We start from the raw sequence: 24,287 nt of genomic DNA on the forward strand, positions 1-24,287 counted from the left end.
GAAACTCAGTATATTGTATAAAAGTCGCTCAACTTTAGGAGGTTTGGTTTCTCGTCTGAATTACGCAACAAAGCCGTTTTGCTCAGTTAATCACTATGTCTCTAAAAGATTGTCTAAAAAGCTCACATTTGTCTCTCCGATGGTTGAAGCCTTCGTCTGATAAGATTAGATTAGACACAATTCGGTGGTGTTTATAAGGTTATTTTCATGGCAAAAGTCATTAGCAAAGCGAATCAATCTCAGGGCATGTTGATGTTTAAGCTCACCCTGCAACAGAGTTTCGCTATCGGTACGCTAAAAGTCCGTGAAATCGTCCCGTACATGCCAACGACAAAGATCCCTTACTCGCATCATCACGTCATTGGAACCGTTACGATACGTAACTTAACAGTACCAGTGATCGATATGTCAGCGGCTGTTGGCTTTCGTCCTATAAGTGAAGAAGAATATAAAAGCTGCTACTTGATCGTGACAGATTGCTTGCGAACCGTGGTAGCTTTTATGGTTCGTAGTATAGAGAAGATCATTGAGTGCGATTGGAAAGCTATTGAAACGCCACCTCCGAGCGCTGGAAAAAATATTTTCGTGACTGGAATTACTCGCTACGAGGACAAAACTGTTCAAATGCTGGATGTGGAGCTGCTACTTTCCAAAATTTATCCGCAGTACGAGAATTCAAAGATCCCAATGCTGACAGATATTGAGCGAGAACGCCTAAAAGCACTCAGTATTCTATTGGTGGATGACTCTTCCATCGCTCGTAAACAGCTGTGTGACGCACTCGATAGCATCAATATTGGGTATCAAATCTGTAAAAATGGTTTAGATGCATTGGAACTGATGAAAAGTGACGCTGCGGCTCATCGCCCAATTGATATTCTGGTCAGCGATATTGAAATGCCCGGATTAGACGGTTATGAATTAGCATTTGAAGTTCAGAATAATTCCTCTCTGAACCATTCATACCGCATTTTACATACATCGTTATCGAGCGAAATCTGTGTAGACAGAGCTCACCAAGTTGGCGCGCATGAGGCACTTGAGAAATTCAATGCAGGAGAACTAATCGAAGCGATGCTTCGCGGAGCAAAAGAGCTAGAAGCCAAAGCTATGACTTCTTAACTCTTATTGGACGAGTTGATTTGAGAATATAATGCAGTGCTTGTCCTATCCCTGATGCTCACATCCGCTAATTTCTCAGCTCACTTCTTTGGCATCGCGTAACTACGAGAAACGAATTCCGTCTCTTTGACTTGATGAGTATGATTAATATAAGAAGCTAGGCTGTAAAGTACATTCGCTAATAAGTTCGCGTAACGAAACAAAATAGGTGCGGGCTGCTTCTTACCTGTATGTTCAACGGCAACTAATGCTCGTACCGTTTTTTTAGCTTGGCAACGACACAAATGCAATTGACTGGCTGCCGGGTGTCCTCCGGGTAGAACAAAGCCTTTGAAGCCACCATCAATGCGTTGCTTGAGCAAAGCATAATCGGCCTTTAACTCTTCAACTTCCGTCTCTGTAATCGCTAATTTTCCGCGAACCGAACCATTTAGATGATAAACATTAGGCTGCATTCTTGTCAGTATATCACGGCTAAACTCGTCCAACTCCATAGCGAGAACAAGGCCAATACGACTACAAAGTTCATCTGCTGTAATTTCAAAGTCACAAACCGGACTGTCCTCGTAAATAAACGGATAGCAAATCTCGCTCAATTCCTTGCTTACAGGTTTCATGCTTTTGTTCCAATATAAAAAAGGGAGTCAGTATAACCTAACTCCCTTTAAACGTTCATTATGCCAAATAATCGACATTCATATGATCGGTTTACAATCAGGCACTTTCGACTTTCTTGTGACCTTCTTGAAGGTGAACAAAATCGACTAAATCATCACCAGACACTTGATACGCCTGACCAAAACCTTTAACAAATAGCCCCGATTCTGGCTTTAAGTTGAACAAAACGAAATCCTCTAGCTGGCTTAGACCATCAATAATCTCACCAAAACGCTCTTTCATTTGTTCAACAACTTGTTGCCACATCTCTGTGTCTCGCTCAACTACATTTGCTACCGCATCAAAAGTTAAGCGCTTACGAGCAAACAGCTGCTTTGAAGACTCTTCATCTTCGATCATCATCAATGAAACATTTGGATTTTCTAAAAGGTTACGGGCATGACGAGCGATTTTAGAAATGAGAACGAAATAACCTTCCTGGTTTTGGACATAAGGCGCGTAGCTTACATTCGGGCGACCTTCTGCATCGACAGTTGCAAGCTGAAGTGTACGACGCTCCTGACGGAACTCTTTGATCTCTGGCCCTAAACGACCTTGCAAACGCTCTTGTTTAACTTGTTGATCCATATTGATACCTGACTTTACTAATTAGTATTCGAGTTAAGCCTCGATTATGTTTGTGATTACTTTTTTAATTCGGCTTGTAGGGCGCGAAATGCGGTGACTTGCTCTTCAATCAACTCGCGCTTTTCGTTACGGCCTAAATAAACCTTGAAAATATTGCTTCCGCACTCCGAGAAAAAACCAAAATAGTGACTCTCTCTACCCATAAACGGTTTACTGACTAATGCGACATTTTTAACGTTATCTAATTTAAGGTGGCCGTGCAGTTCACCTTCTCTACCCATTAAATTGTAATAGCCACGCGCCACTTTTCCTTTTGGAAACGGCGCTTTAACTTCAAAGATAGAACCAAAAGAGTGGACGATGGTCGTCACCGGGCCAAAACCAACCAAACTTTCTAAGATGCTTTGCGCTTGCTCTCCTGGTGCAATAGCCACCATTTCCTGAGGTAGAGCCGCAACAACCTCAAACTCGGAAATGCCAAGACGCTCTGCCATCGCAGCTGGCAATAATTGTGGTTCTTGCTCTAGTAATACTTCAACTTGTTGCTTGATTGATTCCATTGTGTCTTCCGTTTTTATTCAATTTGTTTTCATTAATTATTGGATGCTTTCGGTACGGTTTCGTTCATCTCTGACGTGAGTACCTGAATACAACTTTGAGCCAATGACACAGCCCAGAAGCTGCCTGCAAGAGTAAGGACTGCGCTACGTTCATGTAGTTGTACTAAGCCTTTCGCTTGCCACACTTTAAATAGAGGCAATAAAAACCCGAACGCGTCCTCTCCCATAAATGATGGAAGTTGATTTGCTTGAACAATGCCACGGTCAAACGCAGATTTGAGTGCAGAAAAAAGTGGTTCTAGAGGGCTTTGCTTCATCATCATCGCGATGGTGCTTTGACCTTCTTTGACCGCTTTAATATAGGTCTCTAGTGTGCGGTGTTGCATCATCCCGTAGCCACCGATATTACCTCCAGCACCACAGCCAATTGGCAATACCTCTGCATAAGTCTTGGCTAAACTATTGTATAAACTGCGCTCGCGGTTATCGATTGCCCAATGGTTCACACTCAGTTGCTTCATATGGTGTTTGGCCATAAAGTTCACACCGAGCTCATACATTCCCGCTTTTTCTGGTGTGGTCGCAGGTGGCGGGATTTTTCCCTTTTCTACGAGGTTGAGCATGGGAGCTGACCCACCAACCACTAACTGATACAAGTCCAGTCCGTGTGCGCCAGTCGAGAGGAAATCATTTAAATCTTGCTCTAACACTTCTTTGGTTTGATAAGGTAAGCCATAGAGTAAATCAATAATGACCGGAATTTTGTCTTCTTTGGCGATCTCGCTCACCCGTTTGAGGACATCTTCTCTATCATCTAAACGTTTTGCGCTGCGGCGCACTTGTGTATTAAAACTTTGCACACCAAAAGAGAAACGATTAAACCCACCGTCTAAAGCGCCTTGATACAACTCATCAGAAAAACGATTGATGCGACCTTCTAAGGTGATTTCGCAGTCTGCGGCCAAAGGAAAGTGGTCTCGGATAGCCTGGCCTAACGCACGAACCTGTATTGGAGATAAATCCGTTGGCGTTCCGCCCCCGATATATACGGCGTGAAAAATACCATTTTGTGTCCAAGGTAATGCCGCTTTCTCTCTAAGCTCCTGCATTAATGCTTCAAAGTACTCATCAACCAGTGTGCGACTTGCAGCATTTTGAAAGAAGTTACAAAAAGTGCAACGAACGCGACAAAACGGAACATGAATATAAAGACAGCGCTTATTGGTCGCTTTAATTGAGTTAGCCGTAATACTCGAAAAAATCGCCTGTTGTTGAGACGAGGGCACAGGTACGCTCGCTCCCCCGGCATGTGCAGAATGCTTCTTAACAAAAGCAAATCGCAATGGATCAGGACTATCACTGCCCAACACTGATTCATCAAGCTTATCGATATCGACGCTCATATATACTCGCTTAACTCCCATCATGTAAGGGATGGAAGCTGATCTTAAAAATTCTGCAAGAATCATAATTTGAGCGTAATGATAATGCAATTGATAATTGATCTTATTTCCATTGTAAGTAATAATCTGCCCAAGTTTTCATAGTTTCCCGAGATATTCCGTGAACGTACAAAGATATGTCATTGCAGGAGGTGCTTCCCTTGCCATCCATGCCGCACTTCTTTTTGTTTCTCAAGAGACAAAGGTGTTCGCGATGCCGGCTGGAAACCCAGCAAGTTCGGTAAGTCTAAATCTTGTGTCTGCTCCTCCCGCTGTCGAAAAATCTACACCAGAAAATGTAGCGCCACCAAAAGAGCAGCAGCCTCAAGACCAACCTGAACCAGAAAAGAAGATTGTAAAAAAACAGGTCGTCAAGAAAGACGCTGTTAAGAAGAAGGTAGTAGAGAAAAAACCTGAACCGGTTAAACAATCTAAACCTAAAGCGGTCGAGCCCACCAAAACCGTAACAAAGCAAAAGGTTCAGCCCGAAGCGAAACCAAAGAAAAAAACGGAACCAGTGAAGAAAGAGACGGTAGCTCAACAATCCGCACCTGCGAGCCAATCCAAAGGGGCAACGTCTCAGCCTGTCTTGGTCGACAAACCAACGTTTGTGAGTCAACCAACACAACCCCGTTACCCAAGATCTGCACAAAGACGCGGTATTGAGGGTGTAGCCTTGTATGAGATATGGCTAGATGAGAATGGTAACCAGATTAAACAGGTTTTGATTGAGTCTTCCGGCACAGAGTCGCTAGATGCCTCAGCACTTCGTGCGATCAAACAGTGGCAATTTACACCACATATTTTAGGTGGGCTAAAAGTCGCTCACCGAGTACAAGTACCTGTTCGTTTTAAGTTGGATGGATAATGGAACAACTACAAGAATTACAAACTCAATTTGGGCTGATGACATGGCCTTTGATCATTTGCTCAGCTCTAACGGTGATGATCATCGCCGAGCGATTATTCCATGTGTTAATTAGCCTTGGTGTAGGAAAGCGAGCCATTCGCCAAAAGCTCACAGGATTAGACCCAACAAATGGGAGCGAGCTTGAAGCACTTGCTGAAGAGTTGTCGAATAAGCGGCCGCTTCTGTACCGTGGTGTTGCGATGTTGCTTGCTCATCATTCTTTCTCGAAATCTTTAAGAGAAGATGCCGCAGGTATTTGGCTGCAAGAAAAACGCCATCAGCTGCATTCCGGCCTTCGTTTGCTGACGCTGATTGGTGTCATCAGTCCTTTAATTGGCTTGCTTGGTACGGTACTTGGCCTAATTGACATGTTCAAAGGCATCGCGGTTTCAACGGGGAATATCACTCCGAATGATTTGGCTGACGGCCTAGGTCTTGCTATGCGCACCACTGCCGCGGGTCTCATTATCGCACTTCCTGCTATTTCAGGAGCGCAGATCATTGGTTTGTGGGCGGATCGTGTAATCGCCAAGCTTGAGCACACTTTAAACTACGTCAACTTATGGCTTGAAGGTATATCGTTACAGCATGTCTCGCCAAACCACTCAAAAGTAACACTGCGCTCTTCTGAGAAGATTGAGGCCGCAAGTCAATGATTAAAACACCACAAGAAAATAGTCGTAACGGTTTAACCCCCGATTTAACACCGCTGTTAGACATTATTTTTATCGTCATGGTTTTCCTGATGTTAACCGCAGCGGTCAAACTCGATTCATTAGACGTCAATTTACCGAGCACAGAATCTCAGGCTGTTGCAGATGTCGATAAGCAATCCATCACGGTAAATATTCTTAAAGACGAGCCTTACTGGGCTATTAACGGCAAGACATATATCGATTGGGACAACTTTACCCTCGCGCTGTTAGAAGAGAGTAAGTCAAGCGATAAACCGATTGTAATTGGAGCAGAAAAAACCGCGAATATTCAGTCGCTAGTACAACTTCTCGGCTTTTTACAAGAAAACGGAATTCAAGCAACTCAGTTACTCACTGAAGAGCCATCATAAAAATAAGTAAGATAGAGATCCTTTCAAAATGAAGAACACACGCATCACTATTCATGCTGTTGTCACGGCAGCTATTTCCCTACTTGCGAGTAGTCAACTTTTTGCCAATGAAACGCCATCCTCAGAGCGCGTTGTTAGCGCAGGCAGCGCCGTCACTGAACTCTTGCTTGAACTCGACGCTAAAGATAGCTTGGTTGCTATCGACGTCACCAGTCAATTACCAAAAGGGATGGAACTGCCTAAAGTGGGCTACCATCGTCGTCTTTCAGCGGAGGGGTTGCTCGCCTTACGTCCGACAAAAGTCATTGGTTCTGATGAGATGGGGCCGAAAACAACATTGAACCAATTGAAATCGGCTGGCGTAGATGTAGAAATCGTTAATACTGATGCAAATGTCGAGGGCCTTTATCAACGTATTGATCAAATTGCGAACCTTATGGATCGCAAAGCTCAAGCTGAAAGCTTAAAGCAAGATGTCCAGGCGCAAGTACAAGCACTCAATGCAAACCAACCTGATCAAGCGAAGAAAAAGAAAGTGCTCTTTCTGCTGATCCATGAAGGGCGACCTGCAAATGTTGCGGGCTCACAAACGACACCCGATGCAATTATTCAACTCGCCGGCGGACAAAACCCAGCCGCTACACAACTCTCGTCTTACAAGCCTCTATCCACAGAAGCGATGGTAGAGATGCAGCCTGACGTGATTCTTGTTAGTGGTCGCAGCTATGAAACGTTGGGTGGTGCCGATGCAATTTTAAAAGCAATGCCGCTTCTTGCTGCAACACCCGCTGGAAAGAACAAAGACATCATAACGATTGATGGCCATGCTCTGGTAGGTGGTTTGGGCCTTAAAAGCCTTGCAGAAGCTAAACGCTTGAATGCACTGCTTTACCCATAGAGACATGACATGTTGTTAAGACGCATCCCCCTTTCAACGACGTTATCAGTGCTTAGTGGATTTTTAGCATTTATTGCTATCGCCTCTATTACCGTTGGCCCAATGAACATTAGCTTTGCTGACAGTTTGCGTAGCCTAACGGGAGGCAGTTCTGATCTCGCTCCTCACATTCAGTTGGTCATTAACGAAATCCGATTGCCTCGCACCATTTTGTGTATGTTCATCGGCGCCATTTTGGCAATTTGTGGTGTGGTTATGCAGGGCTTGTTCCGTAACCCATTAGCCGAGCCTGGTATCATTGGTGTGTCTGCTGGCGCTGCTCTTGGTGGTGCATTCGCTATTGTTGTATTTGCTGAATTTAGCCAAAACTATCCGCAACTAATGAACTTAGCGGCTCTGCCTCTTTTTGCTTTCCTTGGCGGTGCACTAACGACTATTCTCGTTTATAAACTCGGCACAAGTAAGTTTGGTACCTCAGTTACAATTATGTTGTTAGCCGGCGTTGCCATCAGCGCGCTCTCGGGTGCTGCGATTGGCTACATGAACTTTATCGCAGATGATCAGATGCTGCGAGATTTGACGCTTTGGTCGATGGGCTCATTAGCTGGTGCAAATTGGTCAGGGATTGCTCTATCTGCTGTAACACTCGTCATCCTATTGCTCTGGTTTCAGAAGAAGTCGATGGCGCTGAATGCTCTGTTGTTAGGGGAATCAGAAGCAAGACACCTAGGAGTTCCGGTTCAAAAACTCAAACGTCAGCTTATTTTACTTTCTGCACTGGGTGTTGGTATTACGGTGAGCATCAGTGGTGCAATTGGCTTTATTGGGCTCGTGATTCCTCACTTAGGGCGCATGCTCGCTGGGCCTGACCATCGAACGCTATTACCAATATCTGCCTTAATGGGAGCACTGCTTCTTACTGCCGCAGATATGTTTGCTCGTGTTGCAGTGGCACCAGCTGAATTACCAGTTGGAATCGTGACCGCATTGATTGGCGCGCCCTTTTTCATCTACTTATTGTTCCAGCAAAAAGGGAAGATTTTGTAATGAACCAGATCGTTTTATCGGGGAAAAACATTTCGATGACGTATGGCAACCGTGTGGTGCTCGATGACATCAACATTGATATCCGAGCTGGTGAAGTGACCGCCCTACTCGGCCCCAATGGCGCAGGTAAAAGTACTTTGCTCAAGCTTCTATGCGGTGAGATCTCTTCGAATCATCACATCACCTACTTCGGTAAACAAAAGCATGATTGGGAGCCTGAAAAAAGCGCCAAACATATTGCAATGCTCCCGCAGCACAGCACCTTAACCTTCCCATTTCTAGCCAGAGAAGTAGTAGAGCTGGGGGCAATACCGCTATCACTGTCCAATAAAGAAACCACTAAACTGGCTTTACATTACATGGAACAAACCGACGTATTGCATTTAGCAGAAAGCCTGTACCCGTCTTTATCTGGTGGAGAAAAGCAACGACTGCATCTAGCACGAGTGATGACACAACTACATCAATCTGGCGAAAAACGAATCTTAATGCTTGATGAACCTACCTCAGCGTTGGATCTCGCCCATCAACACAACACGTTAAAAATTGCTCGTGAAACGGCAAAAGCACAGAACGCTGCGGTGGTTGTGGTGTTACATGACTTGAATCTAGCCTCTCAGTACGCGGACCGCCTTGTACTCTTGCATAACGGGAAACTAGTTTGTGATGACACGCCATGGAATGCACTAACGTCAGAGCGCATTGAGCAAGTTTATGGCTATCGCTCTATTGTGACAAAACATCCGACGCTAGACTTCCCTCAAGTGCATGCCGCAGCATAAAGCGTATCTCCTCTAAGCCGTCTCGAAAACACTTTGATACGACAAAGGCCCGCAATATGAGAGTTGCGGGCCTTTGCTTTTATATTGGCAGAATTTGTTGCTTTAAAGGCTATTACTTGCTCATTTGGATCAATGATCGACCAATCAACCACTCAAGCTCTTTGTCACCACCCGCACCAAACTGGCTTTCAACCATTTTGTATAAGCGGTCAATACCATTAGCAGCAAATTCTTGCGCATTTTCAGCGGTGACAATGTGATGGAATAGCAGTCGTAAAATCGCGAGGAATTCAGCATCTTCCAGCGCTTTAATCCAACTTTGTGAAAATGCATTTAATCCTTTATCAAACTCTAAGTGTTCAATAAACATTTTAAAGATACGGCCATCCAGTGCGGCGGTGAAGTCCGTTTTCTTAGGGAAGTGATGGCTAATACCGGTACGCGATATACCTGTCTGCTGGCTTAGCGTCGTGTACGACATTTTGTCGTAACCTAATCTGAGTAGCTGATCAATAACGGCATCCATGATCTTTTGGATAGTGATTTCGGTATCTTCTTTACTACGCTTTGGCATATTTTAAGCTCTTCTCTTTGTAAATCCATCTAACTCACTATTAAATGAGGCCAGAATGAAATCATTCTTAGCATTATACCCGGCTCGCCGATGCGGTTCGATTAGCGAAAACCTAGAAATCAGGTTGCTAAGCGCTGCACTTGAAAGCGCTTTGGGTATATGTATTGCGACTATTTAATATCATGTCGAGTTCCAAACCATAACGTCTTTACACTGCGTAATGTGTAATTTTCAGTTATGTTTTTGTCAATACATGCTACTCAAAATAAGGCGAAAAGTTAGTCTCATCAAAACCTTGCGCCAATTATTCATCGAAACTATTCAAAGACCAAGAATGATAATTATTAAAAATAATCAATCAAGAAATAGTCTTATAAATTAACCATTAGTTCAACTGGACTGAGCAAAATCTCGTCACTATGTTCGTTAATTGATTTTAAATGTTGATATATATCACATTAACGTTCTTGATGATTTAGTAATCCAATCTTTAACCCTTACTTAACAGGTGCCTATTCTGTTCCTTTTTTACGCAAAAGTCGTCATTTTTGTAGATACAGATCAAATACCTGATAGAATACCCTTAGTATTTACAAGAGGATTCGTTATGAGTGTCGAATTAGAAAAAAACCAAGTATGTGAGGCCTGCGGCTGTGCTGGCGAGATAGGCTTTATCATCAAAGAAGGTGACGAGGTTGCCGACGTAACGGTTTTCGCACAGACAAAAACAGAGCTAGAGTCTGAACTACAAAAATACATCGAGCTCGCTAAATCAGTATGTGCTGATGTTGAATACAATGTTTCAGAAATAACCGAAGAAGCGAACCAAGCGACGGCTCGATTCAAATTTGAAGTAAGTGCTGAAAAACTTATCTTTGAATTAAAAACTCGCTCACTCGCGCGTTAATGAAAAAAGCGAGCATGATGCTCGCTTTTTATTTTTCCAATCTCTTAATCTTAAACCGCTCTAAATGAAACAGACAACTTCGGCGCGTTTATTTATCTTTTTTGAACACGACCCACTTTAACGAGCCATTGGTTTCAAAATCGTTCTCAGCGGTACACATCAGTAATACGCCTTCAACATTAATCACGGCCCCTGTGGTGTAGGCTTTATCATCGTAGTAACAGATACGCTGACCTACCTTACCGTCAGCAACTATTAGCGCTTTGTTTTCTGGTGTACTGTATGATTTAGCAAAAACGGAACCCGACAGCAGTACTGCAAAAACACCAGCGGTAAAAATAGATACACTTTTTAACTTCATGAAAATCTCCCTCAAACTTCAATAATACTAACAAGGACCCTTGTGAAGTTCTTGGAAGAATCTCATATTATTCAAATATCTACTGATATTTTTCTCACCTCTACGCTTGAATCTGCTTCACATTCAATCATTTAATTTATCTCATTTTAGTAAGCTTGAAGTTACTTAGCGCAGTAAAGAAGCGCACACTTTTAGCGTGTATCTCTAATTTGAATATTTAAGTTATGAATCAAAAACTGTGAGCAAAAAATGCATAATAGGTTTATTTAAGTATAAGATAAGCACCTGTTGATCTCGGTATTTAACTAAATCTTTGACTATGCGTTTTGTTTCCCTATGCCTTACTTCAATCCTGCTCTGCTCGTCTCCTTTGGCATATGAGCTAGATTACTATTCTAAGTTTGGTCACATCGATAATTACGGCAATCTTGACCTTAGAAACAAGCCTTACACCCAACTACCCTCTGGCCTAGTGGTAAAGGGCAACTTAAACATCTCACAAACCCCTATCAAAACCTTGCCTAAAGGGCTTGATGTTGAAGGCAGTCTGGAAGCAACTAACAGCGCACTCAAAGTTATTCGCTCAGGAACAAAGATAAAAGGCTATGCAAACCTACTAGGTAGTAAGATCGAAAACTGGCCTAAAGGCATCAAACTAGGCGGTTACCTAAATCTGACAGATACACCGTTAAAAGCGCTTCCAGCTAAACTTCGAGTAAAAGGTGATCTAAGTGTTATTCGCACTCCCATTTCTGAACTTCCTGAAGGATTGGTGGTTGATGGTAATCTTTATATTGGAGGATCAGCGCTGAAAGTATTTCCAGACACAATGACGGTGAAAGGGAATATCTATTTAGGTGGTAACAGGATCACCAAATGGCCTAGCAATTTAACCCTTGGTGGCGCCGTCGCACCTTAAAGAGCAGATAAACAAAAGCCCCGGCAGACCGAGGCTTTAAGGCATTCTGAATCAACAGAGTTCAGTGACGAAAGTTACTCTTGGTTATTCACAGGATTGGCATAGCTCGCCACCAAATAAGGTCTTGCGCCTTCAGGTAGCTGATCCAACTTATCCGCGAGATGACGCTTAACTGCTTCCGTAATGATGCTCGAATCTTCATGCCCAGCAGCTAACAAGTTGATTGGGTACAACTTGTAGTTGTTGTGAATTTGGCGGTCGATTTCACCAGCAAGAGATTCCGGCGTTTCAAACTCTTGCTCAATCACATCACCAAACGCAACATGTACACGGCCTTTATAGCCAACGATACCTTGAATGATGCTTTCGATATCTTCAAATTCGCCTTTTTCATAGCGGCCATTTTCTGCTTTTTCGTACAGCTCTTTTGCTTTGGCAATGTCACATGGATCATTTTCATAGGCAATCGAGACAGGAACGATTTTCAGAGAACGCGTGTACTCACCAAAGCTGATCTTTTGTTTACGACCTTCAACATGGAACATTTTTAAAATCGCAGGATCAGTAAAGTCGTTTCCATCTTTAGCACGGCCTTCCTTTTGGGCAATCCAAATTGAATTGCCAGTATCAAGCGAATGTTTGATATAGCTTGACAGTTGTCCCAATGCTTTCATCATTTCTCTAGGCGCTTTAGCAGAGCGCTTAACGATGAAGCTCTTATTGAGTCGCATCAATTCTGTCGCACATGGCTTCTTCAGCAGGTTATCGCCAATCGCTATACGAACTGTACGGTGCCCACTTTGGTACAAGCCATAATTTACGAGCGCAGGGTCCATCGCAATATCACGGTGGTTAGAAACGAATAGGTATGACGTGTTTTTATCCAGCTTATCCAAACCAGAAAAAGTGACGCCATCCGTTGTCTTATTCAATGTATCTTTCAGATACTTCTTCACTTCAATCTGAATTGCTTCGACAGAATCAAGCTTGCTCCACTTGGCTTTCAGGTAGATTCGCAGGATCGGGCTCATTAGCGTTTTGAACCACGCTGCTTTATTAGCAAAGCGATGTTCTAGGATAGCAGTGATAAATTCATCATCTTGGATTAGACGATCCAGCGCTGCTGGAATTTCTTCGTCGTTGTAAGGACGAATTTCAATATAAGGATCGGTATTGGCTGTCATTGTTCATTACATATCAAAAAAAGCTGGCACATTTTACGCGTAGTTTTGCTGACAAGCAGCATTTCAACCCATACTTTTAATATGGTCATACCAGTTAAGCCACCATTTATCATGCTAAAAAATTCTCTCAGCAGGTTGGAATCGTATGGGTTTAACGTTACCCTTAGCGCCAAAAAACACTGGTACTCATAATGAACTACGCAATTGAATTTCACGACGCTAAATACCCCTTTCTTGATGTAGCTGCGCGTAAAAAAGCACTGAAGCACAGTCTACTATCTGTCATCGAAGGGTTAGCCGTCATTAAATTGGGTAAGCAGGAGTATGCCATTGAACCAGGCCAATATTTTTGGATTCCTCAAGGATGTTTGAGCTCCCTCACCTTTTTACCTAATTCTCGTGTATATCGTTGTGATTTTTCTGTGCGTTTAAATGACGACTTCTCACAACAGGCGGGCTTTGTGAAGCCTTCACCGCTACTAAAAGCGCTCGTCGAGAAGCTAGCAACAACTGCCGAACGCTCGGGTCTGCAAACCGATCTACTGACAGTAGTAAGACATGAAGTATTGACGCTGTCTCCTAAACTAGCGCACTCAACGTTAACGAGAACCATCAATCAATGGACTCCTGGCTGTGACATGAATATTTCTAAAGAGCTTTGCTTGGTACTAACACTACGTGAAGCAAGAAAAATGAAACTGTCGGGGAAGAAGGAAGAGCAAATTGTTGACTCTCTTTTTGCTGGTAACACCGAAGAATATGAACAGCTTTGCTTTTTAGTCTTTGGAGAAGCGCTATAACTTGCTCTTCAACAAGCTACGTCTTCAGCATTACGGACACAGAAAGTAGATTAAAACAAAAAGGGCGTACATTGATAATGTACGCCCTTTTTTCATTTGCTTGAGGTGTCTAGAAAGGTACCTCTATCTGCATCATCCAGTCAGCGTCATAATATTCGTGCCAACGATAATCAAACCGCATTCTTGGCTGCCCGTCGGATTTATCACCAAAACCAACGCTGAACATCAACCCGTGACTACGAAGCCACTCTTCTGTATCCATTTTACTCTCTTCGTCTCGAAGCTCTTCCGGCATCCAAAAACCAAGACCAAAGTAATTCTTTTCTAAGTTTTGAGTTAGAAGTGGGGTGTCTTCCGGCTTAATCGCCCACTCCTCCCAATAGTTTTCTGTTGGTCCTTCAAGCTTCGCTTCCGCTGCATACCAAATCAATGCTTCAGTACTTAACACGCCGATGGAATCTAAAATTTCTTCACAGATTGGAAGAGTGTTATCTTCAAACACCACGGAACGATCAGAAAAATAGTTACACGCGGAATGAGCTTGTGTCACCACAAGCAGCGCACATGCACTAAATAAAACGACTCTGACCATGAAAATCTGACCTCTCAGTTCCCAGACAATGTTTCTCTGTATAAGCCTTTACTAAGTAATAAATCACGTACGGAAGGTGTTGTATAGGCACCGATCTCTTCACCCTCGGCCAATGCTTTGCGAATATCTGTGCTTCTGACTTTTACTTTTTCAGGACATGCCATAACAGTCCAACGTTCCGTAATCTCTTCAGCTCTACTAAATTTAGCAAATTTGAAGAAATTATCAGGACCAATGACAAAAGTTATATCGGCAGTTGGGTAGATTTCTTGAATTTTTTCTAACAACGCATAGGTCATCACACTTTGTCCAGGTTGGTATAAAGCTTGCTCCGCATCAGAACGCTGAACATTAGAAAGCCCCATATCCTTGATGAACGCGTCAACCATTTTGCACCGAGTTGGGTAATCAAGCATGTTCTTGCCCCAAGCGTGTGCAATGCTTGGCTCAAGTAGCACAAGATCAAAGTGGCTCAAAGACTCAATAACACTTTTATGCCCTAAACTAGGTGGGTTAAATGCACTACCAAAAATGGCGATTTTTTTCATATCCGGTGATTACCTGGTTGAAGAGAGTTTTCTAATCTGATGATTTCGGTATGATACTACTAATCTTTACAGCTTTTGACCCTAAAGTCGCATTTAATGAGCCTCAACTGTATGGTTTATCACCATTTGAGCAAATGTGCTTTAGAGTCTGAAATATTTGCAGGAAAAGGAACCCTAAATGGAACAATCCATCCGTGACGAAATGCGCGTACTCCCTTCAATTGATCCGCATTTTGAAATTGAACGCCGTGTCGCTTTTATTAAGCGTAAATTGCAAGAAGCGGGCTGTAAGTCTCTTGTTCTTGGCATCAGCGGTGGCGTTGACTCAACGACATGTGGTCGTTTAGCTCAGTTGGCTGTAGACCAACTGAACGAAGAAGCGGGCAACAACAGCTACCAATTTATCGCAGTTCGCCTGCCTTACGGGGAGCAAAAAGATGAAGATGAGGCTCAGCTCGCTCTGTCTTTTATCCAGCCAACCCATTCTGTATCGGTGAACATCAAAGCAGGTGTTGACGGGCTTCATTCGGCTTCTCACGTTGCATTAGAAGGCACAGATCTTCTACCAACTGATGCAGCAAAAGTCGACTTCGTAAAAGGCAATGTAAAAGCGCGTGCTCGCATGGTTGCTCAATACGAGATCGCGGGCTACGTAGGCGGCCTTGTTCTTGGTACTGATCACTCAGCAGAAAACATCACTGGTTTCTACACTAAATTTGGTGATGGCGCTTGTGACATGGCACCATTGTTCGGATTAAGTAAACGCCAAGTTCGTGAAGTGGCTGCTACATTGGGTGCACCTGAGCAACTAGTGAAGAAAGTGCCAACAGCAGACTTAGAAGAGCTTGCTCCACAGAAAGCAGATGAAGATGCCCTAAGCCTAACTTACGAGCAAATCGACGACTTCTTAGAGGGCAAACCTGTTCCACAGCAAGTTAGTGACCGTCTGGTAGCGATTTACAAAGCAACGCAGCACAAACGCCAGCCAATCCCGACGATTTACGACTAAGCGATATTTTCAGCTCTCTTTAAAACTCAAAACGCTGCTAAAAATAGCAGCGTTTTTTTGTCTAGGAACAGTTTTTGTCGAAGGACAAAGTTGCTCTCGCCTAGTTGGTTACTGTTACGTCCGTCTCTGGCACAGCACAACACGCCAATACGGTTCCCATTGCACGTTCCTCATCAGTCAACGCGGGCACGTCCGGATGATGTACTTGACCCGACGTAAGCTGAACTTTACAGGCACCACATAAGCCTGCACGACAGCTATTGCTGATGACCTTCCCAGCATCTTCGAGCTGATCTAACAACGTTTTTTGGTTGTTGCCTACGAATTTAGTTCCATTAAAGTCAATAGCGAGACTCTTCTCTGGCTTTGACGTAAGAGAAGAAACTCCAAACGCTTCTTGATGGTAGTTTTCCTCTGGCAGCCCTTTTCTTAGTAGAAGACTTTTTGCTTTATCCATAAAGCCATCCGGGCCACACACAAACACTTGGCGCTGTTCAACATCTTTGATTTGCTTAATGTGTGACAAACTTAAACGCCCTTTTAACCCAAACCAATCAACGGCAGGCTGCGTTAAACAGACTTTTACTTCTAGCCCTGGGTGCTCACGCTTTAACTGCTCCAACTCTGAGCGACAAGGAATATCATTTTCGGTCCGACATTGATGGTAGAAAACCACGTTCTCCAACTGATTATGATCCGCTAAGTAACGCACCATTGATAACATTGGTGTTACTCCGCTACCCGCAGAGAGTAACAGCAGAGGCTGCGCTTCATGCGTTTTAAGGTGGAACTGACCGTCAGGTTGTTCTGCCTCTAAAACATCACCGACTTGTAAGTTGTCTAAGAGTGAGTTAGAGACTCTTCCGCCCGCGATACGCTTTACAGAAATAGCATAACGACCCGGACGAGAAGGACTGGATGATAAGGTATAGCGTCGACCCACTTTCTTACTATCAATATTCACCTCTATTGGCAGGTGTTGTCCTGGCAAGTAATTAGGCAACGAACCTTTGTTTGGCTCTAACCATAAGGTCACAAAGTCTTGGGCAATTTCTTCACGCTCAACACATGTAAGCTTCATGCGCACTGGCGAGTTATCTGCGTAAAACTCCGGCTCTTTGTACTCCAATACTTCAACTTTATCGCCTTGACGAATAATGCCTTCATTTCGCGCGACAAGATTCTGGCCAAAGAACACACCACCGACATCGTTTGCACGGAACTGTTGCAAGGTTTTGAGCGGCTCTTTGCTCTCACGGAATGTGCCTCTTTGGGTATTCACCGTAGTCAGGATACAGCGCTCGCAAGGTTTGAGAGACTCAAACTCTACCTCACCGATTCGTATGCGCTTCCATGAATCTTCTTCAAATGGCTTAGTATCAGAGACAACTAAGTTAGTACGAAACTGATCCATTGAGTGCAGCTCTGAACTTCTTCGATTCAGCTCATCAAGTGAAGCTTGGCTGATCACTAAAACCGGATAACCATCAGCAAAACTGACGTTTTGACCTAGCTTTTCACGGACACGATTCGATTGCTCACCACTAAATAACAACTCAACGCGCTGCCCCAAAACAAGACTAAACCAGTCATCTGCATCATCTGTCGTGGTATAGGCAGTAAATGTATCTTTCCAAACCGTTGCAGGTGTCTCCTGCATTTTGAAATCTTGGTAACGGATTTTAAGTGGCTCCATACCCAAACTACTAAACACCACTCCATCGGACAATAAGGCAGACTTAATGGTTACCATTTGCGGATACTTTCGCGCAGTGATCATAGAGCCATCAGCTTTCGCAATCATAAAGCGACGATCGAAGCTCAATCCTTGCTTCTCAACCCATACGGACGACAGCGATAATCCGCCAACTGACTTAACCGGAAAAACATTAATTTGGGATAAAACGGGTTGCGACATTGCCTTCTTCCTACGGGTGTTTTTTATTTGTTGCGGTATTGTATACTCAAATCACATTAAGTTGCAGAGTCTACTGCCTCTTCATCCATCGCAACTTTCTCGAAACCATATTCTTATAAATTTGGTTTTAGTGACAAGTATTTACTACACTCAACATTCGCGTTTTTTAACACCGTTCTGACCAAATACCGTTTGATAAAGTGTGATACGACACACATAATTCACCCAAGTTATCACTACTCCCATTTATCGATTTGGAGCTTAATTATGGATACAAGAAAACTGGTTCTGATTTTGTTATGTATCTTTCTTCCGCCTGTCGCGGTGTTTATGGAGAAAGGTCTAAATAAAGACTTTTTGATTAATCTAATATTGACGTGTTTCTTCTTTCTACCAGGTACGATCCACGCGCTTTGGTTAACAATGAAGTAACCACTTACACTCTCACTCTTTATAAAATTGAAAAATGGGATGAAATATGAGGGCAATTCCTCTATCATCCTGTCGCCTAAGCGCAAGCGTTTGCTCAAAAGCAAATACGGCGCTTAGGCTCCAATCAGACAACTTTTCAATGGTGGGAGCAATTAATGACAACACTGACTATCACTCGTCCTGACGACTGGCACGTTCACTTACGCGATGGGGAAGTTCTTAAAGACACCGTTCGCGACATCAGCCGCTACAATGGCCGTGCGCTGATTATGCCAAATACCGTCCCACCTGTTACTACAACTGAGCTCGCCCTAGCCTACCGTGACCGAATTCTCAAAGAGCAACATGGCGAACAGTTTGAGCCTTTAATGGCGCTTTACCTTACAGATAACACGACACCAGACGAAATACGTAAGGCTAAAGCAACCGGACACATTGTTGCTGCCAAGCTCTATCCTGCAGGCGCTACCACAAACTCAGATTCCGGTGTGACCAATGCGAAGAACATTTATCACGTTTTAGAAGCAATGGAAGAAGTAGGAATGTTACTTTTGGTTCATGGGGAGGTAACACATCACGATGTTGATATATTCGACCGAGAGAAAGAATTCCTTGATACCATCCTCGCTCCTATCGTCAATGATTTCCCTAATCTTAAAATCGTACTAGAACATATCACCACCGCCGACGCAGCAAACTTCGTTAACAATGCCTCAGACAACGTAGCGGCTACCATCACTGCCCACCACCTTCTTTTCAACCGTAACCACATGCTTGTGGGTGGTATTAAACCTCATTTCTACTGTTTGCCAATTCTTAAGCGCGGAACCCACCAGCAAGCGCTGATCGAAGCAGCAACTAGTGGTAGCAAGAAGTTTTTCCTAGGTACAGACTCAGCGCCACATGCGAAAGGGGCAAAAGAATCGGCTTGCGGTTGTGCTGGTTCTTACACTGCACACGCTGCGCTAGAGCTTTATGCAGAAGTCTTCGAAAAAGAAGGCAAGTTGGAAAACTTGGAAGCTTTCGCAAGCTTCAACGGTCCTGATTTTTACTGCATTGCACGTAACACAGATACGGTAACGTTAGAAAAATCCGCTTGGGATGTGCCAGAAACGATGCCATTTGGCAATGATATCGTTGTGCCTATTCGAGCAAATGAACAGATCGAGTGGAAAGTGAAGTAAGTACTTTACTGACATTTCACCTATAAAACAGGGTCATGCTTTTTGTAAAAAGAAGTCATGACCCTTGTTATTATCGTCTCATGTTTTAGATGTGATTATTGACCACGAAGCTTTTCAACCATCGTCCATACCGCAACCACAACCAACCCCGCCACAAAGCCGATAATACCGTTCAGTAAAATAGGCAAAATGGCTGTAGCAACCGAATGACCACTAAAGTTCATAATAATCGGCTCTACAAAGTGATGAATGGCTGGCACGTTGTGCACCACAATTCCTCCACCCACCAAAAACATCGCAGCAGTTCCTACAATGGTTAACAACTTCATCAACTTTGGTGCAAAAGCGACCAAGGCCCCTCCGACTTTCGCTACCCAACCTTTACCGTTTGAGCGACTTTCGAGGTAAAGGCCTAAATCATCTAGCTTCACAATCCCAGCGACTAGTCCATAAACTCCAACCGTCATAATCACTGCAATTAAACTGACAACTAAAATTTGCGTAACAAGACTGGCTCCTGTCACGGTACCTAACGCAATCACGATGATCTCTGCTGAAAGGATAAAGTCTGTTCGAATCGCACCAGAAACTTTACGCTTTTCATACTCTTCTATCGACTCGCCAGTATTAACTAGCTCCTCTTTTTCTTCGTGCGGATGCGAGTGAGGAAACACTTTCTCAAGTACTTTCTCTGCCCCTTCAAAGCAGAGAAATAAGCCGCCAATTAGCAATAATGGCATGATAAGCCATGGAATAATGGCGCTAATAAGTAAAGCAGAAGGAACCAAAATCAATTTATTTTTGAATGAGCCTTTTGCAACCGCCCAAACCACTGGAATCTCTCGCTCAGATGCAACACCAGACACTTGTTGAGCGTTTAACGCTAGATCATCTCCCAACACACCTGCGGTTTTCTTTGCAGCCATTTTTGACATTAAGGCGACATCATCAAGCACCGTGGCAATATCGTCCAACAGTGTGAGTAAACTTGCTCCAGCCATTTTTTGTCTCTTATATGAAATTGAGTAAGTAACAAAATGTAACACCAATGAATCACTCATCAAAGTGATGATTTTGCAAAGAATACCACCCCAAATGGTGTTTTATATTGCCGTAAAGATAAGACAGGTCTAGTCTTGTGATACCTTTCAGCAGTCAAAAGAAAAAGTATAGATGAAAAGTGGATACATTTACCCGATCGGTACTCCTGGCCAACCTTGGAACGAAGAAGAACGTAAAGCTTGGTTAGCAACGCAAGAAGTAAAACGTAGCTACCAAGATGAAGTCGTCAGTAAAATCGATGCCCTACGCGAGCGTTTTGATGTTGAACAATATGGTGCGCTCTCATACAACGAGGCACGCTTCCCTCTGTTTTGTATCAAAACACGCAATTGGGATTCAACTAAACCTGCTGTGTTGGTCACAGGCGGCGTGCACGGTTACGAAACCAGCGGTGTACATGGCGCATTAAAGTTTGTAGAAACAGAAGCAGAGCGCTATGCAGAGCATTTCAATATTGTCGTTGCACCCTGCGTAAGCCCTTGGGGTTACGAGGTGATCAACCGCTGGAATCCAAACGCGATTGATCCAAACCGCTCTTTCTATAAGGATAGCCCTGCCGAAGAGTCCGCTAACCTCATGAAGCTCGTTGCAACTTTAGGCGATGTGTTAATGCACATTGATCTACATGAAACGACAGACTCTGACGAAACTGAGTTCCGTCCAGCCTTAGCTGCTCGTGATGGTATTGAGTACATTGAAGGTATGATCCCAGATGGCTTTTACACGGTGGGAGATAGTGAAAACCCTCAGCCTGACTTCCAAAAAGCGGTCATTGAGTCAGTTGCAAAAGTGACTCACATTGCACCAGCAGATGAAAACGGCGAAATCATCGGTTCACCCGTCGTACAGTTTGGCGTTATCAACTACCCAATGGTAAAACTGGGCCTGTGTGGCGGCGTAACAAATTGCGTTTACGGCACGACAACGGAAGTGTACCCAGACAGCCCAACGGTGACCGACGAAGAATGTAACGATGCACAGGTTGCAGCCGTGGTGGGTGGTTTGAATTACGTACTAAGTAAGCTCGAATAACACAGGTTAACAATAAAGCAACTGACGATGTCTTTGAATTGTGAATCAGCTTTACTTTGCTCCAAAAGCAAGTTGAGACATTAATCCGCTAGTTTATTAGAAATTACCGCATTAACATCGCTAACACTGAAGATGCGAAGCATCACGACTTTATGACGCTATTTTAATGCGGTATCTAATAAATCCTAAAATACAAACGACATCTAGACATCATCGTCACTACTAACTCCTCTTCCTGAACAAACTATCGTCATACCATTTAAATCAAACCTCAACCAACGAGCTTCTGAAGCGAAAAACATCCTTAAACAATAAGAAAGCTTAATGCTCTTTGGCTTTATTTTTTAATCACTTACCCAAAAGCACATGCATTAGCCATTGCCTTGTTTTTTATACGCGATTGATCTTTTTAGAGAAACATATATGAACCTCATTGCTTAACCGAAAAAAACAAAGATATAATGAAAATAATTATCATTTGTATTTTAAATCGAGAACCTCTTTCTCTTTGCATTGAAAGCGGCACTTTTCTTTTGCTAGTTAATCCAGTTTTAAAGCCAAATCAGCACGTTGAATTTTTAGGTATGGCCTAGTGATACTTTGAGGGCTGGATTGTGACCTTAATGTTTATAAAAAATAACTTGGTTATGTTTTGTTGGAATTTAGAACCTATATGCGAATAGATATTCATTATTCGTATTCCATCCCCAAGTCATAAGTTAAGAGAAACTCATTTTATTTTGGGGCAGATTCTGTATGAGTATTCACGTAGTAAGCCTGTTTTTTATACTGTGCTTAACTTCAATTTTCGTCGGCGCAAACCAACTAGATTGGTCGTTATTGCTGACCATGGATGACAAAGCTTGGCTACCGATTACTGCTAGCAGATTACCAAGGCTAATCGCACTAATTCTTACCGGATCTGGTCTCGCAATATGTGGTGTTATTCTTCAACATATTGTTAGAAATCGTTTTGTTGAGCCGGGCACCACAGGCGGTATCGATGCGGCAAAGCTCGGTATTTTGGTATCTATCGTCATGCTTCCATCCTCAGACAAGCTTGAACGTATGCTCTTCGCCGTACTATTTTGCTTCGCCGCTGGCCTTATCTACATTGCCATCGTACGGAAAATTAAATTCAGTAACTCTGCGTTAATACCTGTGATTGGGCTTATGTTTGGTAGTGTACTAAGTGCTATAGCGGAGTTTTATGCTTATCAAAACAACATCTTACAGAGTATGTCCGGTTGGTTAATGGGAGATTTCTCCAAAGTGGTCCAAGAACACTATGAAATAATTTTCTTGATTTTACCCATCACCCTACTGACTTACTTATATGCACATAAGTTTACTGTGATGGGAATGGGCGAAGATGTTGCGTCCAACTTAGGAATTAATATTGCGTTCACTGCCGCCTTGGGTCTAATGCTAGTTTCCGTGACAGTTGCTATAACAGTGGTGACCGTAGGTGCCATTCATTTTATCGGTTTAGTCATACCTAACCTAGTCGCACTAAAATATGGCGATCACCTTAAAAACACCCTACCAATCGTTGCACTAGGCGGCGCTTCGTTACTTATTTTTTGCGATGTCATAGGCAGAGTTGTTGCCTTTCCTTTTGAAGTCCCAATTGGATTAACAGCCAGTGCCATCGGGGGAGTCATGTTTCTTGTGTTTCTTTTGAAAGGAGCACGAGTATGAGATCACATTACTCAAACATGCGAGTGAGCATTATACTCGTTTGCATACTGTCTATCGCCTTTATCTTTACAAGCTCTGGGTGGGATTTTGATTACGTCATCCCTAAGAGGCTGATTAAACTTGGTGCCATAGTTATTGGGAGCAGCTGCGTGGCCATCTCTGCTGTTATTTTCCAAGCTTTAGCTGGTAATCGTATTCTTACGCCATCCATTATGGGATATGAGTCGGTTTATCTGGTTTGGCAAACCCTACTCTTATTACTAGGGGCACTTCTGGCATTGCTACATTAGGTGTTGTCGGTAATTTCGCTGTCTCTGCAATACTCATTCTGTTGTATTCCTTAGCGATTCAATCTTGGGTACTCAATAGATTTAAACATGACATGCACCAAGTTCTGCTGATTGGCTTTGTTTTGACAATGGTGCTGACAACTCTTGCTCAATTTATCCAGCTCAGAATAAGCCCTGGAGAATTCTCTATCCTTCAAGGGCTCAGCTATACCTCGTTTGAGCGAGCGAAACCTTCTACGTTACTTTTTTCCAGTATTGCGTTAAGCGTTTTGGCACTCTTTGCTAACAGATGGTCACGCGAGCTAGATGTGATAGGTCTAGGTCGAGACCAAGCGATGTCATTAGGACTAAATGATAAGCAATATGTACCAAAGTTCTTTGCTGTAATCGCCATTTTAGTAGCAATTTCGACGAGCTTGATTGGCCCAACGGCTTTTATGGGAATTTTTATTGCCAATATTGCTTATTCCGTTACTAGCGCACCGAACTACAGACACATATTGCTCGTTGCTTGTGCTATTGCAATTGTCATGTTCTTGTCTGGTCAACTTCTGGTAGAGCACTTATTTAACTTTAAAACCACCGTCTCTATTTTGGTGAATGTCCTTTGTGGGGGATATTTCCTAGCCATCACGATAAGAACAAGAAGCCACATATGAAAACTGTTACTCGCCTGTTTAAAGACAACTCACTGACAAAAAG

Annotated in this window: 26 protein-coding genes and 1 pseudogene; 16 read left to right on the forward strand and 11 right to left on the reverse strand. The window is 43.2% G+C overall.

Translation table 11 applies throughout. From position 1 onward, the window contains the following. The first annotated feature begins 207 nt into the window (after window positions 1-207). The gene (locus R7127_RS19925; RefSeq protein WP_033906782.1) at window positions 208-1,122 is read left to right on the forward strand and encodes a chemotaxis protein; all 915 of its coding nucleotides are present in this window, start codon (window positions 208-210) and stop codon (window positions 1,120-1,122) included. Between the two features lie 80 nt (window positions 1,123-1,202). Here R7127_RS19925 and R7127_RS19930 read toward each other — a convergent pair whose 3' ends face one another. From R7127_RS19930 to hutW, 4 genes are all read right to left on the reverse strand, one after another. Then, window positions 1,203-1,739, reverse strand: coding sequence for an ATP:cob(I)alamin adenosyltransferase (locus R7127_RS19930; RefSeq protein ID WP_033906781.1), 537 nt, complete (start codon window positions 1,737-1,739; stop codon window positions 1,203-1,205). A 97-nt stretch (window positions 1,740-1,836) separates the two neighbouring features. Further along, on the reverse strand, window positions 1,837-2,367 hold the full coding sequence (gene hutZ, locus R7127_RS19935; protein WP_017635270.1) for a heme utilization protein HutZ: 531 nt from the start codon (window positions 2,365-2,367) through the stop codon (window positions 1,837-1,839). A gap of 56 nt (window positions 2,368-2,423) precedes the next feature. Next, window positions 2,424-2,927: a heme utilization cystosolic carrier protein HutX gene (gene hutX / locus R7127_RS19940; RefSeq protein ID WP_005385051.1), complete on the reverse strand. Its 504-nt coding sequence runs from the start codon at window positions 2,925-2,927 to the stop codon at window positions 2,424-2,426. Between the two features lie 32 nt (window positions 2,928-2,959). Further along, window positions 2,960-4,330, reverse strand: a complete 1,371-nt coding sequence (hutW, locus tag R7127_RS19945) for a heme anaerobic degradation radical SAM methyltransferase ChuW/HutW (RefSeq protein ID WP_172563902.1) — start codon at window positions 4,328-4,330, stop codon at window positions 2,960-2,962. A gap of 160 nt (window positions 4,331-4,490) precedes the next feature. On the opposite strand from hutW, the gene R7127_RS19950 reads away from it, so the two are divergent. From R7127_RS19950 to R7127_RS19975, 6 genes are read left to right on the forward strand one after another with little or no spacing between them, the layout of a single operon-like run. Then, entirely contained in the window at window positions 4,491-5,237 is a 747-nt protein-coding gene (locus R7127_RS19950; protein WP_172563903.1) for an energy transducer TonB, read from the forward strand. After that, window positions 5,237-5,935, forward strand: coding sequence for a MotA/TolQ/ExbB proton channel family protein (locus tag R7127_RS19955; RefSeq protein ID WP_318142046.1), 699 nt, complete (start codon window positions 5,237-5,239; stop codon window positions 5,933-5,935). Before R7127_RS19950 ends, R7127_RS19955 begins: the two co-directional genes overlap by 1 nt. After that, window positions 5,932-6,345 (forward strand): ExbD/TolR family protein, encoded by a 414-nt coding sequence (locus R7127_RS19960; protein WP_005375322.1) that lies wholly within the window; start codon window positions 5,932-5,934, stop codon window positions 6,343-6,345. The genes R7127_RS19955 and R7127_RS19960 overlap by 4 nt, the downstream gene beginning before the upstream one ends. Before the next feature lie 28 nt (window positions 6,346-6,373). After that, on the forward strand, window positions 6,374-7,243 hold the full coding sequence (locus tag R7127_RS19965) for a heme/hemin ABC transporter substrate-binding protein (protein WP_136976507.1): 870 nt from the start codon (window positions 6,374-6,376) through the stop codon (window positions 7,241-7,243). 9 nt (window positions 7,244-7,252) lie between these two features. Then, a complete protein-coding gene (locus R7127_RS19970) occupies window positions 7,253-8,290 on the forward strand; it encodes a FecCD family ABC transporter permease (protein ID WP_005375318.1) in 1,038 nt (345 codons plus the stop codon). Further along, window positions 8,290-9,072 (forward strand): heme ABC transporter ATP-binding protein, encoded by a 783-nt coding sequence (locus R7127_RS19975; protein WP_005385036.1) that lies wholly within the window; start codon window positions 8,290-8,292, stop codon window positions 9,070-9,072. Before R7127_RS19970 ends, R7127_RS19975 begins: the two co-directional genes overlap by 1 nt. A 112-nt stretch (window positions 9,073-9,184) precedes the next feature. On the opposite strand, the gene R7127_RS19980 is transcribed toward R7127_RS19975, so the two are convergent. Further along, window positions 9,185-9,646 (reverse strand): TetR/AcrR family transcriptional regulator, encoded by a 462-nt coding sequence (locus R7127_RS19980; protein WP_005385033.1) that lies wholly within the window; start codon window positions 9,644-9,646, stop codon window positions 9,185-9,187. A gap of 607 nt (window positions 9,647-10,253) precedes the next feature. Here R7127_RS19980 and R7127_RS19985 point away from each other — a divergent pair. Then, window positions 10,254-10,553, forward strand: a complete 300-nt coding sequence (locus tag R7127_RS19985) for a YfcZ/YiiS family protein (protein WP_005385031.1) — start codon at window positions 10,254-10,256, stop codon at window positions 10,551-10,553. 88 nt (window positions 10,554-10,641) lie between these two features. Here the strand turns inward: R7127_RS19985 and R7127_RS19990 are convergent, their stop codons facing one another. After that, window positions 10,642-10,914 (reverse strand): YnjH family protein, encoded by a 273-nt coding sequence (locus R7127_RS19990; RefSeq protein ID WP_005375306.1) that lies wholly within the window; start codon window positions 10,912-10,914, stop codon window positions 10,642-10,644. A 319-nt stretch (window positions 10,915-11,233) separates the two neighbouring features. Between R7127_RS19990 and R7127_RS19995 the strand changes: the two genes are divergently transcribed. Next, window positions 11,234-11,833 carry a hypothetical protein gene (locus R7127_RS19995; protein WP_017821237.1) on the forward strand — a complete coding sequence of 200 codons (600 nt, stop codon included), beginning with the start codon at window positions 11,234-11,236 and terminating at the stop codon, window positions 11,831-11,833. 74 nt (window positions 11,834-11,907) lie between these two features. Here R7127_RS19995 and R7127_RS20000 read toward each other — a convergent pair whose 3' ends face one another. Further along, a complete protein-coding gene (locus R7127_RS20000; protein WP_005385027.1) occupies window positions 11,908-13,017 on the reverse strand; it encodes a 1-acyl-sn-glycerol-3-phosphate acyltransferase in 1,110 nt (369 codons plus the stop codon). A gap of 191 nt (window positions 13,018-13,208) precedes the next feature. On the opposite strand from R7127_RS20000, the gene R7127_RS20005 reads away from it, so the two are divergent. After that, a complete protein-coding gene (locus R7127_RS20005; RefSeq protein ID WP_033906775.1) occupies window positions 13,209-13,817 on the forward strand; it encodes a hypothetical protein in 609 nt (202 codons plus the stop codon). A gap of 109 nt (window positions 13,818-13,926) precedes the next feature. Here R7127_RS20005 and R7127_RS20010 read toward each other — a convergent pair whose 3' ends face one another. Then, a complete protein-coding gene (locus R7127_RS20010; RefSeq protein ID WP_017635276.1) occupies window positions 13,927-14,409 on the reverse strand; it encodes a hypothetical protein in 483 nt (160 codons plus the stop codon). 14 nt (window positions 14,410-14,423) lie between these two features. Then, complete coding sequence (locus R7127_RS20015) at window positions 14,424-14,957, reverse strand: nicotinate-nicotinamide nucleotide adenylyltransferase (protein WP_318142047.1); 534 nt, start codon at window positions 14,955-14,957, stop codon at window positions 14,424-14,426. Between the two features lie 178 nt (window positions 14,958-15,135). Here R7127_RS20015 and nadE point away from each other — a divergent pair, with 178 nt between their 5' ends. Then, window positions 15,136-15,966, forward strand: coding sequence for an ammonia-dependent NAD(+) synthetase (gene nadE, locus R7127_RS20020; protein WP_005375299.1), 831 nt, complete (start codon window positions 15,136-15,138; stop codon window positions 15,964-15,966). 100 nt (window positions 15,967-16,066) lie between these two features. Here the strand turns inward: nadE and R7127_RS20025 are convergent, their stop codons facing one another. Next, window positions 16,067-17,884, reverse strand: coding sequence for a hybrid-cluster NAD(P)-dependent oxidoreductase (locus R7127_RS20025; protein ID WP_033906774.1), 1,818 nt, complete (start codon window positions 17,882-17,884; stop codon window positions 16,067-16,069). Between the two features lie 267 nt (window positions 17,885-18,151). Here R7127_RS20025 and R7127_RS20030 point away from each other — a divergent pair, with 267 nt between their 5' ends. Both R7127_RS20030 and pyrC read left to right on the forward strand, forming a co-directional pair. Further along, window positions 18,152-18,316, forward strand: a complete 165-nt coding sequence (locus tag R7127_RS20030; RefSeq protein ID WP_005375297.1) for a YqaE/Pmp3 family membrane protein — start codon at window positions 18,152-18,154, stop codon at window positions 18,314-18,316. A gap of 155 nt (window positions 18,317-18,471) precedes the next feature. Next, a complete protein-coding gene (pyrC, locus tag R7127_RS20035) occupies window positions 18,472-19,500 on the forward strand; it encodes a dihydroorotase (protein WP_033906773.1) in 1,029 nt (342 codons plus the stop codon). 95 nt (window positions 19,501-19,595) lie between these two features. Here pyrC and R7127_RS20040 read toward each other — a convergent pair whose 3' ends face one another. Continuing rightward, window positions 19,596-20,501, reverse strand: coding sequence for a DUF808 domain-containing protein (locus tag R7127_RS20040; protein WP_017821242.1), 906 nt, complete (start codon window positions 20,499-20,501; stop codon window positions 19,596-19,598). Between the two features lie 172 nt (window positions 20,502-20,673). Between R7127_RS20040 and R7127_RS20045 the strand changes: the two genes are divergently transcribed. From R7127_RS20045 to R7127_RS20055, 3 genes and pseudogenes are all read left to right on the forward strand, one after another. Beyond that, entirely contained in the window at window positions 20,674-21,594 is a 921-nt protein-coding gene (locus R7127_RS20045) for a M14 family metallocarboxypeptidase (RefSeq protein ID WP_017821243.1), read from the forward strand. A gap of 756 nt (window positions 21,595-22,350) precedes the next feature. Beyond that, a complete protein-coding gene (locus R7127_RS20050; RefSeq protein WP_033906772.1) occupies window positions 22,351-23,295 on the forward strand; it encodes an ABC transporter permease in 945 nt (314 codons plus the stop codon). Further along, a pseudogene (locus R7127_RS20055) lies at window positions 23,292-24,244 on the forward strand (iron chelate uptake ABC transporter family permease subunit). The gene R7127_RS20050 and the pseudogene R7127_RS20055 overlap by 4 nt, the downstream one beginning before the upstream one ends. Window positions 24,245-24,287: the final 43 nt, after the last annotated feature.

The sequence above is a fragment of the Vibrio sp. 1159 genome (assembly GCF_033340395.1).
Lineage (GTDB): Bacteria > Pseudomonadota > Gammaproteobacteria > Enterobacterales > Vibrionaceae > Vibrio > Vibrio alginolyticus.